General features: G+C 37.7%; 8 protein-coding genes. All 8 read right to left on the bottom strand.

Annotation, left to right across the window (positions count from 1 at the left end; translation table 11 throughout):
* Window positions 1–233: 233 nt before the first annotated feature.
* Window positions 234–1,385, bottom strand: coding sequence for a FecR family protein (locus FGL37_RS10610; protein ID WP_028072055.1), 1,152 nt, complete (start codon window positions 1,383–1,385; stop codon window positions 234–236).
* Between the two features lie 43 nt (window positions 1,386–1,428).
* Window positions 1,429–1,956, bottom strand: a complete 528-nt coding sequence (locus FGL37_RS10605) for an RNA polymerase sigma factor (RefSeq protein WP_028072054.1) — start codon at window positions 1,954–1,956, stop codon at window positions 1,429–1,431.
* A gap of 500 nt (window positions 1,957–2,456) precedes the next feature.
* Window positions 2,457–3,707: a DUF4302 domain-containing protein gene (locus FGL37_RS10600; RefSeq protein WP_028072053.1), complete on the bottom strand. Its 1,251-nt coding sequence runs from the start codon at window positions 3,705–3,707 to the stop codon at window positions 2,457–2,459.
* 64 nt (window positions 3,708–3,771) lie between these two features.
* Entirely contained in the window at window positions 3,772–5,211 is a 1,440-nt protein-coding gene (locus FGL37_RS10595; RefSeq protein WP_051607316.1) for a substrate import-associated zinc metallohydrolase lipoprotein, read from the bottom strand.
* Window positions 5,212–5,234: 23 nt separating this feature from the next.
* Window positions 5,235–6,701 carry a RagB/SusD family nutrient uptake outer membrane protein gene (locus FGL37_RS10590; protein WP_037534359.1) on the bottom strand — a complete coding sequence of 489 codons (1,467 nt, stop codon included), beginning with the start codon at window positions 6,699–6,701 and terminating at the stop codon, window positions 5,235–5,237.
* Window positions 6,702–6,715: 14 nt separating this feature from the next.
* Entirely contained in the window at window positions 6,716–10,297 is a 3,582-nt protein-coding gene (locus FGL37_RS10585; protein ID WP_051607315.1) for a SusC/RagA family TonB-linked outer membrane protein, read from the bottom strand.
* Between the two features lie 232 nt (window positions 10,298–10,529).
* Complete coding sequence (locus FGL37_RS10580; protein ID WP_028072050.1) at window positions 10,530–11,675, bottom strand: FecR family protein; 1,146 nt, start codon at window positions 11,673–11,675, stop codon at window positions 10,530–10,532.
* Window positions 11,676–11,727: 52 nt separating this feature from the next.
* Window positions 11,728–12,249, bottom strand: coding sequence for an RNA polymerase sigma-70 factor (locus tag FGL37_RS10575; protein ID WP_037534357.1), 522 nt, complete (start codon window positions 12,247–12,249; stop codon window positions 11,728–11,730).
* Between the last annotated feature and the right edge of the window lie 106 nt (window positions 12,250–12,355).

The following is a 12,355-nucleotide window of genomic DNA, read 5'->3' as shown; positions in this document are numbered from 1 at the left end:
CTGTAGTCCCGAGGTTTTAAGGACCAAGCTTTGCTAAATGGTAAGTTATTCATACATTTACATTTTGTGGTTAATTAGGTAATTAATAGTTCACTTTTAAGTTATCCGCCCGTTAATCACATTTTATGAACAGGGATGCGCCAACATTCCTGTTCTCTTTTGGGCTTTTTAGTTGCAAAGTAAGATTGTTATATCATAAGCCTTCTCAATTAGTGCGTAATATCTATTAAAAATTAAATTTTATTTTCGATAATCAGTTCTTTTCCTTGAATTCCAAATTTTAGATCGCTGACATAAGATAGCATCTCCAAAACTTGAGACAATTTTACATCTCGCTGAATGCTTCCACTATACTCTTTGGTAAGTTGAACATTTCCCCTAAATTTTACATCTAAATCATACCATCTCGACAATTGATGGGCGATGTCCACTATGGTTGCCTTCTTAAAATAAAACTCATTGTTAAACCAGGCCAAATCTCGCTGAAAATCTGCTTTACCTTTAATCAAATGATTTTTTGAGAGTGAGGCAAATTCTCCTGGAGAGAGTTCGAGCTTATTTTTCTTCTGCCACACTTCAACCTTCCCCTCGACTAATGTAGTCCGAATATCGTCGTAATAAGCAAAGACGTTAAAATGCGTTCCTAAGACTTTTATTTCCCCACCCCGAGACTCCACAAAAAAAGGTCTATTGACGTCATGCGCTACCTCGAAGTAGGCTTCTCCTTCTAAACTGACTCGTCTTTCATGGTTCTCAAACTGCGTAGGAAATTTTAACTTCGACTGCGCATTCATCCAAACTTTTGTACCATCACTCAATATTATTTTATAAAAACTGGCTCGTGGCACAATTAAAGTATTCAAGCTGGAGGTAGACTGGTTTTTGCCATTTTTAATGATTAATTCCGTACCACTTGCTACAAATGTTTTATTTTTATTGTAGGCTTTAGAAACATTATCACTCAAACGAATTTTTTCTCCATTCGACATCTCTAAAATAGCACCACTTGTAGCGGGCGCTATATCGTGTCTTTGGTCAACAGTTGTGTATTTGTCTTCAAGATGTTGTTTTGAAAATTCAGATCGCCAGAAAAGGAAACTACCAACCACGAAGGTGATGGACGCAGCAATGCTCAATGACCTTCTACTGAAAAGCTTCACTTCCTTTTTATTGTTCAGTTTATTCCAAGCTTTATTGGCATCTAACTGCCGAACAATAGCTAAATCTTCTTCGATGTTTTTCGCCTGACGAAATGACTCCAAAAGCTGTTTGTTCTTGGAATTGGCGTTAAGCCACAAATCCAGCTGGTTTTGCTCTTCCATGGTAAGTTTACCATTCAAGAACTTTTGGATTAGTTTTGAAATATGCCCGCTGCTTTGTTTCATATTACAATAAAGAAACGCAAGACAAAAAAAAGGGTGACAAGAATTAAATTTTTTTTAACAAAAATATCATAAGAGGTATAAATTCAGGATTTAGACGTTTTAACAGCATTTTCATACCTCGCTGCTTTTGTGTTTTCACTGTATTGATACTAATCTGTAATTCCTTGGTAATCTCCAGATTAGACAATCCCTCAAGATAGCCCAATCGAAAAACTTGCTGGCAAGCAAGAGGCATTTCTTCAATAATTCTATATATTTCCTGAATAATCTCACTATGAATCATATTCAATTCAAGTGCTGTATTATCCTCTTCAGTAAACCCAACGACATTCCAGTATCTTTGTCGTACTTTTTCGTGACGGATATGGTTATAGCAGGCAAAACGGACAGAGCTATACAAGTAATTTTTAATCGCAATCTCATTATCGCTAACTTGGCCAGTATTTTTAAAATAGGCGATAAAAGAATCTTGCACAAGATCTTCTGCTACCGCTAAATCACCGACTAGTTTCCAAGCAAAGTGGCACAGCCCATTATAGTGTGTTTTGAATAATATCTCTTCTTTCTGCATCGTTAACCCTCTTCAGCCACCACACCTGTGTTTGACCGGTGGATATCTTAGGACATAAATGTACATCTACTCTTTGAGATGTTTAATAATTGTGCCATAAAAATGAGTAATATTTTTTTATTTTTTACAAAAAAATATTAAGAATAGGGATCGACACTCATTGTGACTTACAGTAAATAGTCCAAATCAGAATGTAAAAACCAAAAATGGCAATACGGAGATGGGTGACAGCAGATATTAAGGAAATGAAATTGTTTGTATAAAAACGTTGATTTTAAGGACTAGTGTAACAGATAGAGGTGTATCAATACCTTGCTCTTATTATATGCGATCTTGCAGCAAAACACAGATCAAAAGAACTCAAACTTGTTTTAATTGTCTGTTACGCAAAAAATAGTCTATGAATGTTTCTTTCGAGTCATATCATACTATTTTTTCAAAACCTCTTTCCAAGTTTTTGGAAAGAGGTTAAGCAAGTTTGAATTGAACAGTTAAATGGTTTAACGCCCGAAACTAATCCATTTTCTAGCATCTGATACGGTGACCAAATCATATTGTCCCAATGCCGTTTCTATGACATATAATCCTTTTGGATCGGTAAAATCAAGAGCTGTTTGTAAAATGATATTGCGATAGGCTGCCGGAATTGTTCCCAAGGTTCCTAAGTACTGGTATTTTATCAATCCAGATTGTAAATCGATCGTACCCGCAATAGCAGTTCCAAAATAGATGGAATTACCTTGAGCGTATGCAAGTAAATCATAACCAGGCCCGTAGTCTAACCAAGCGATTCTTCTATTTATTCCTGTTCCCACAGACACACTGTTATCATTTAAATAATCTTCTTCTCCATCCTTAACCCAAGGTGTAAAGGCAATCTGACGATCGGATCTCCAAAATCGAGTTACAGCAGTCTTATCATAATTCATTGGTGTAATCGATTCCGTAATTTTCAAATTTAATGTCCCTGAACTCGCGGCCAAAAAACCTGAAGGATCATATTTTACATTCGACAAGCCTGCAATACTATCTTTACCAATTAGTATTGGATTGAAAAATCGAATATCGTCTTTAACCACATAAAAATTACTACCCACATTCTCCCCAGTTTCAGCGGAAATAAAGTTGATACGCTTGCTTCCTACATCAATTTTAGCTTCGTAATTCTTTCCCGCTATTTCAGTCCGTTTGAAATAGGTATGTATTTGAGACAATTTATCCTGCATTGATGTAGTCTCTTCATAAGTCGATGCCAAATCTTCTTCTGATTCTGCTCGGATCAAAATCAGCTTGCTTTTATTAAAAGTGCCCTCCAATACAATTTTATCTTTAGTAGTTGAAATAATTGCAAACTCGAAATCTGCTTTATAACCAGTTCCTACGCCGCCTCCCAAAACATTGGGATTAGGATCTGATAACTCGTGTAGTATAGAATATGTATCAAACAACAGAGTCGGACGCTGCAGTGCTTTGAGTCTATATGAACTTTCTTCCTGATTTATTTGGTATTCGGCATTCATGACGACACGGTTCCTGTCATTGAACTTCATTGTAAAATCGACCGCTATGTCAATGTTGGTCAAAAGATAAGCTTTCCAACCATACTTTGCACTGACAAGAGCAGTTTGATACTGGGCGAGGCTATCCGTCAGCCTAACGTCAACATCATCCATAACTGACGAAGTTTTATCCTTCTCACAGCTCGAAAATGCGACAACAAATAGTATATAAAGTAATAAGTACTTTTTCATCTTGTTATAATTTGCTTTTAATTAAAAAACGAAACTGGTATCTATATTTCATTATCTTCTTTTATTACAACGTTCCGAAAACATAAGATTCAGGATCGTTTTTATTGACTAAACCTCCAAAGAGTCCCTTTGACTGTGGAATAATATCATCTACCCATTTCAGTATAAAAGTTTGATTAGCAAAGTAATTAACAATCGGAAACACAGATGCTTCTATAGCTCTGGCATTTGCATTTGTTGGCTGAGGGTTTGTGTACGTAAGTGTAATATTATCATTTGAGCCGCTAATAGTATAATGGAAATCGGCATTGTATCCAGCACCAACGGCAACCGTCGGATCCATAAAATTGACGCGAAGAATAACCCTATTTGCAGTACTAAAAATTAAAGAAATATTATCTATATAAAGCCCCATATTTGCTTGCAAACCTACATTGGCATTATTATATGCGGTTAAAAAGTTAGACGACAAGCCAGTTAGTTTCTGGGGATTCACTGCAATGCTACTATACGGCTTTGCTGCCCCTAACAACTCATTTAATGGTGGAGTTGGAGAGTTAGCCTCAATAGCCTCTTGAGTTTTAATTTGAAGATCGACTAATGAAATTCCCCATTCATTTTTCATATAAGAAGTCACGATAGCCTTCTTTTTTAACAATTTATTTCTCGCATCCGTATTTTGCTCATAAATACCTTTACCATTGCGTTTGATATATTGTCCCTCGTAAACGAATAGGTTATTGACAATATTATTAAAATATGCTTCGCCTCCTTCAAGCAACGTAGATAATGTTTCGACAAAATCATCATCTTTATTGGAACGGGCATAAGGTGTAACAAACCCCTTGCCCCAAAAATCAGCTTCATACATAATTTTATCCAGAGCTGCATTGCTACTATATGCTCCTCTAAAAATATTGAACCAAGTTGCTGTATAATCGGAAGGGGTTATTCTCTGATAATCGGGAGTAACCGCTATATTTTGGTTCAAGACATGTCCAAATTCGTGATGCATGGTATGCAGTATCTCCCGCACTGCTGGCTGGTTATCAGGATCGAAAGTGTTCAGGTTCAACAAAACAATTTTCCGCCCAGCTTCTGCCGTTCCCAGCGTAATAGTTCCATTACTATTATACGAAGGACTTCCTGCCAAAAAAAACTGCTTCTGGGTATATTTTTTCATAAAATTTTCCCCCATGATACCGACATAGGGGTCAATCCAGGTTTTCTTGATAATATCCATTACTGGGATTACTAAACTCTCTTTAACAGGAATTACGTTTTTATATATTTCTGGTAGTTCAGATCTGTCCCATTTATACTTAACTTCGATATTGTAGGGTGTGGTAAAGTTTTTACTGATCCAGTCGTCCACTTCTGTTTTAGCCCATGTATCTCCTCCTAGACCAACAATATCCGAGGTCAGCTTATCTTTATCGCTACATCCCAAAATCATCGAAGACACAAGCATAAGAAAAAATATATTTTTAAAGTTCTTTTTCATAAATCAATTTCTAAAAGTTAACATTATCTGGGATTGGCTTCGAGACCAGCAGCAATAGCGTCTTGAGGTATCTGTACCACTCGCCTTGGATCGTCTGCCCCCAATGTAATTTTGTCCTTGCCATTAGCGCTTACATGCTCAATTGGAATTTTTAATCGAATGATATCAAACCATCGCATACCCTCGTGCATAAATTCCATCCTTTTAAAAGTTAGAATAGAAGACACCAAAGCATCTTTATCTGACGAATTTTGATAGAATCCTTTTGCTTTTTCCAGCGAGAACTTGTCGGCTGTTGTTGAATAATTTACTATGCGCTTTGATAAATATCTATCAAGATCAGTCACCGCCTGTGCACTATTCCCTAACATAGCATTTGCTTCTGCTCTATTAAACAGCACCTCTTCTGCTGTAAGTAAAGGAACCATATTATATGGATCACCTATAGTTGCATTAATTGATTCTTTTACAAAATGTTCCTTGAATTTGGGAATATTATAAACCATCTCAGTTGCCCCAAAAATGCTATTTGCCATCGCTAACTGTTTTCCGCTAGGATTATTTGCTGGATTGAATATCGGCAACAGACTAGAGCTCAAACCGTAATTATAAGAAGCATAGCTTCGTCCCCACACACTCTGAGCTTCCTGAAGCAATATGTTAGCTGGCTCGGTTGAATTAGTATAGATCGCCTGCAATTCATAATACCCTAATGAGTTATATATGGTATTCCACGGGCGCAGGTTTTCTTCCACCGTCCCCCCTGGGAATATGGCATCTGCATGTTCGACTACCTTTGCGTACTCTTTTTTGAATAGGTAAAAACGGGTCGCAAAAGCGTGAGCAGCTTGTGTTGTGAAATGATATTTTGGAACTACATATTTATTATTTTTAATCAATGGAATGCCTTCCGTCAAATCTTTTTCGATATTTGTGTATACACTTGCAACTGTTCCGCGGGTATAATTCCCTTCTACAACTTTTTGAGGTTGTGTAACATAAGGTATCCCCGGATCAGTTTTAGCCGTAGCTGGATCGTATGCCTTCGAAAAAAATGTCACTAACATAAAATGTGCATATGCTCGAGCCACTAAAGCCTCTCCCCTGCTGGCAGCATATTCCTCCGTATTTCCCGCCTTATCTATTGCTTCCAAAGCATAATTTGCAGCTGCAATGGCCTTATAACAAGCGTTCCAATAATAAGGTGGCGAATCAATTTCGTTAGGATTCACTTGATCAATATAATTCCAGGCGGACGAATTAGGTAATTCCCGTGTCGTTCCACCTTTATCTCCAGCATTATCACTCATAGACTCCGCCATAGTAATATAATTACCGTGTGGATAGGCATTTGCTAACAATTCTGCAACTTTAACAGCGTTGTTTAATTCAGTACGATCATCAGGCTGATGTTCAAGAAATTTATTACAACCTGTCGCAAAAAATATATTGGACAGTGCTATATATAGGATTAATTTTCTACTTTTCATTTTAACATTATTTATTAAAATCCAACTTTTAAAGACAACGTGTATTGCTTAGGTATTGGCAATGCAACCCCACCTGACGCAAAAAATTCGGGATCCTGACCTTTTAGTTTTTTATCGGAATAAATCAACCAGAAGTTATTGGCTGTTATACCAATCGAAGCATGATTTGCTTTGACGGATTTGAGGAACTTGGCCGGCAGTGCGTATGATAATGCCAATTGTTTTAACCTAATAAAACCTCCATCTGCAACCCTGACTGTTGAATAATTGTATGTATTGTACGGATATTTTCCGCTAATAGCGTTTTCTGCCTGGACATCTAAAATGGACGGAATATTTGTTATTGCTTCGTCTCCTGGCATTGTCCATCGATCCTTGAATTCATTTGGCATTGCATCTAAATCAGAATAGGACGCGGCAAATGCTGGATTCAACCTAATTTTATTACCTGCTGAAAATGTAAATAATGCATTTAATGTAAAGCCTTTATAACTTAAGGAATTATAAAAACCTCCTGTCAGTTTAGGATCAGTCGGCCCTTCATATTTCAGATATTTCGTTTCAAGACTTTGCATATAAACATCTATACTCTTTTCTCCTTTTTCGTTTATAAACTCAGGAATACCAGTCTCAGGATTTAACCCCGTAAACTCTACTGAATAAAGGCCACGGTACGGGTAACCTTCTTGTGGGCCACCGTCGGCTGTCACAAGATTAAAAATAGATTGAGGACTTGTTAGCTTCGTAACTTTGTTTTTATTATAGCCAAAATTGAAATTGCTCCTCCAGCTGAGCGTCTCATTCTTGATAATCGGCCCGCTTAATGTTACCTCTATACCTTTTGAATTCATATCCGCATAATTGGCAGTAATCAGATATTGCCCTCCGATACCGGAAGTACGCAAAGGACTTATTAAATCAAAACCATTTCGATTATATAAATCAATAGTCAAGTTTAATCTATTCTTGAAGAAACTCATATCAAAGCCCAAGTTGGTTTCATACTGCTTTTCCCAAGTGAGATCCTTATTCTCAATATATTGTATATTCATTACAGACTCTATCTCATCCAAATAAGGTCTTAAAGAACTTCCATTTCTGAGTACTATTGCTGAGTTGGTAGCATTACCAAGACTAGCTGTCAGCCCGTAAGTACCACGTATTGTTAGTTTATTCAATATATCTTGATTTTGCATGAATGCTTCTTCATCGACATTCCATGCTCCTGAAATATTCCATGTTGGCAACCATCTCGCAGTCTTCGAGCTTCCCAGCTGGTTTGATCCATCATAGCGGCCAGTAAAATTGATTGAATATTTCCCATCATAGGAATATGCTGCTCTTCCCATAAATGCTGAAAAGCGATCATACTTATGTCCCATTGAATAATAATTTAAATTACTCAATGTGGCCTGTTTAATAATATTCGGATCAATAAATGGTACGCCGCCTTTATCATATTGGTATCCATAGCCAATCATACTTCTGGCCTGACGATCTGCTAAACGTAACTCTTGGAATGCGTAAATATTTACCAGATGTTTTTCATCGAAAGTATTATCATACTCAAATGAATTTCTGACCATATATGACTTTAAGAAGTCATCACTGGTATTGTAAAATCCGCCATAAGGGAGTACAACTACTGGTTGTAATTCGGGATGAGCGGGATCACGGTATAAAAAGCGATTATGTTCTTGAACATAGGAATCATAATCTGCTCTATAGGCATTCGCCATATTGGAATTTTCCCTTACTTTATGTTCATTTCCACTTTTTACATAACGCATAGATGCTAATAGATCATATTTGAGATGTTTGGAAAATTTGTAGTTCGCCCCGGCCTGGATTTTTAAATCCAACATACTTAGATCCAAAGTATTATTATCCAGTTCATCTAAAATATTAAAAGCTGCAAAGTTTCTAGTAAAGCTTTCTCTATTCCCATTCTCGTCGTATGCAGTCATCGTACGGCTGGTATTGAGGGCATAACTAAAAGGATTAATATCAAAATCTCTCGAATACTTTCCTTCAACTGGATTACTAACTCGTCCTACTGTGCCGGGAGCTTTTTGATTACGGATAGAGCCTGTAGTAATGAAATTAAGTGTTAATTTCTCTGAGAGATTAAATAAAGCATTGATATTTGTTGTATATCTTTCTACTTTATTTCCTACCGCCCATCCATTATCATTTAAATAACTTGTCGATATATAAAGTTGGGATTTATCCGTTCCCGACGAAACACTCACACCGTGTTCCTGCATCAATGAGTTCTTGAACAATACATCGAACCAGTCAGTATTAGCCAACGCATATCTACTTAAAAATTTGTTTCTCGCTTCAGGTGTGTTTTCGAGTCCAAATTTTCCCTCGCTTTCATTGTAAGAATTGATCAAATGATACATCTTCGTATAGACGCCACCGTTTTCCGCTCTTGATGCATTTGAATGATTAAGCCAACCTTTACGGGCCAACTCAGAATAAACCGACATTTGATCTGAAGAATTCATAATATTGTAATTGTTATAAGTCGGCTTCAAAAAGGTTGAAAAATTACCGGTGTAAGATATAAGCGGTTTTCCTATTCTCCCTTTCTTAGTGGTAATCACGACCACACCATTCATCGCTCTAGCTCCATATTGTGCTGTTGCTGCGGCGTCTTTCAAAATATTGAAGCTCTCAATATCATCTGCGTTTATTCCTGCAACGGATGAACCGATAAGTGTGTTGACGTCTCCCGAAGACAATTGTTCATTCGATATATTGACAACGTCCTCCAAAATAACACCATCAACAACCCACAACGGCTTATTATCGCCTGTAATTGAAGTTGCCCCGCGCACACGTATTTTAGGTGCGGCACCAAAAGTTCCAGAAACATTTTGTACAGAGACCCCAGCGACACGTCCTTCCAGCATCCTACTTACGTCGGTGATACCGTCTTGCTTAATATCCGACCCTTTTATCGTCGTCGCCGCCCCAGTAAATAGCTTCCTGTTTAAATTCTGATATCCAGTAGACACTACATCAACGATTTCCAGCTGCCGTTCGTCTGATTCGAGTTCAACAGCAATAGTACTACGGCCTTCCACCGCTACCTCCTTCACGGTATAACCGATGAACCGTACGATTAATATGGCATTGGCCGGAGCGTTAATTTTAAAATGTCCAGAAGCGTCTGTATGGGTTGATACTGATGTTCCTTTTACGGTTACTGTGGCTCCCGCCAATTCTTTTCCACTTAAACTTTTAACTGTTCCCGAAACGACCTGTTGCAAAGTATTCTTGCCTGAATGATAGTCTACTTGGCCATTCACTGATATGGTATTCGCAATGATCTTATATGCTATATGATTATTACGTAAGACAGCGTTGAGTGCTTCCTCTACAGAAGCATCTTTTAGATTGACATCAATTCGTGCTTTTGAATCGATATTCTCCCCATAAAATAGCTGCAGGCTGGACTGTTTGGAGATCGCTTTCAGCGCCTCTTCAATCCGTGCGTTTTTCATCCTCAAGGTAACCTTCTGCGCAATGCCATTGGCTTGAACTCCGGTCACAAAGGCGAAAAGAAGACATGTACTAATTTTCATAATACGTAAAGGTTTGCAAAACCGCGGGTCCTGAGGTGTCAGTCGCCACGTTTTGCCAAATGGTAAGTTATTCATACATTTACTCTTTGTGGTTAATTGGGTTTACTTAATTCGCGTTTTAATTTTAGGCCTTTTTAATCCTCCGGAACAGGGATGCTGCAACATTCCTGTTCTACTTTGATAGAATAAGACCTTTAGGTCAGGTATTATTTCTCTTACATAAGCACTCCTTTTATTTATTTTCTACAATTAATTCATTGCCGCGAAGTTCAAACTTCAAATCACAGACGTACGTCAACATTTCCAACACTTCGGATAACTTCACATCACGCTTAAAATTGCCTGTATATACCTTATTAAGGGACACCCCCTTCTTAAATCTAACCTGGATGTCATACCATTTAGAGAGTGTAGAGGCAATCTCAGCTATAGTTTCTTTTTTAAAATAAAACTGATTATTATGCCAGGAGAGATCATGTTCCAGATCTGCCTTTCCTTTGCTTAGCTGTCCTGAAACAATGTTTGCATATTCGCCCGGCTCCAAAACAATTATATTCCCAGAATGGCTAACCTGTACCTTTCCTGAAGATAACGTCGTACGAACATTATGACTGTAAGCATTGATATTGAAGTGGGTACCCAGCACCTTGACCTCGCTGCCTCTAGACTCTACAAAGAATGGACGCTGAGCATCGTGGGCGACTTCAAAGTATGCTTCTCCTTCTAATATAACACGACGCTCGTCGTGTTTAAATTTAACCGGAAATTTGAGCTGAGAGCTGGCATTTACCCACACCAAGGTACCATCCTCCAATGTCAGCTTATAGAAATTACCTTTAGGCACAACCAATGTATTGAATTGCAAGCGTACGGTTTCCGCTGGCATATCGTCATCTCGTGTATTTTGTTTGCTCCCCAAGGCAACAATTTTGGGATCAATTGTCTTATTGGAATCTGCTAACGGCATAACTGAACCATCCGCCAAGACCAATAAAGCGCCTTGTTGTGCTGGGGATATGTCTCTTTTAATAGAAGTAACCTGAACTCCTCCTGAATCTATTTTTTCTTTTTGGAGATTATAGATCAGAGCTGCCCCCAGGACAAGAAGAAGCATTGCTACTGCCCGAACGACCGTCCATTTTTTCTTTCCTTCAGCAGACTCCTGCCGAATTTTTTGCCAAGCCTGATCTTCATCTAGACCGGCAAAAAAATTAAGATCCTCCTCGATATTTTTTGCATCGCGCAAATCTTCGATCAGTTTATCATTTCTGTCATCCGATTTTCTCCAATGTTCAATTGAAGCGCGCTCTTCCGCAGTGTCCTGTCCGCGGAGTAATTTATATATTAATCTGGCTATGTAATTGGCGTTAGCTCTCATATCTATAGGTTAGAAACCTTATAGACATCAAATGGGTGACAGGAAATTAAAATTATTTTAACAAAAAAATAATAAAGGGTAAAAATTCAGGGTGTAATCTCTCCAACAGCATCTTCATCCCACGCTGTTTTTGAGTTTTGACAGTGTTGATACTGACTTGAAGTCTTTCCGTGATTTCCAAATTGGACAGTCCCTCCAAATATCCCATTTTGAAAATCTGCTGACAGGCCTGAGGCATCTGGGCTATAATTCGATAAACTTCATTGAGTACTTCTGTATGGATCATGGAAAGTTCGATAGAATGCTCATCCTCCTCTCTAAAATCAATATGAGACCAATATTTTTCCTTGACCTTCTCATGCCGTATATATTTTAAACAAGAAAATCGAACTGCTGTGAAGAGATAATTGCGCATAAAATTTTCAGATTCATCCATACGCCGCTCTTCCTTAAAGAATGTAATAAACGCATCTTGCACCAGATCCTCTGCAACGGAAGATTCACCGACAAACTTCCAAGCAAAATGACATAAACTTTTGTAATACTGTCTAAATAACTTTTCTTCAGGTCCCATAACGATAAAACGGGTATATCTAACAATTGATCAGTAATTCTGATAGCGAATAGGCCAACTAGTCTAGTGTAAAGATAGAGTTTTAATTTTATTTTAACAATAATTA

Origin of the sequence: Sphingobacterium thalpophilum, assembly GCF_901482695.1 — a bacterium.
Classification (GTDB): domain Bacteria; phylum Bacteroidota; class Bacteroidia; order Sphingobacteriales; family Sphingobacteriaceae; genus Sphingobacterium; species Sphingobacterium thalpophilum.
The sequence above is the reverse complement of the archived record's forward strand: the minus strand, read 5'-3'. Positions and strand labels throughout refer to the sequence as shown.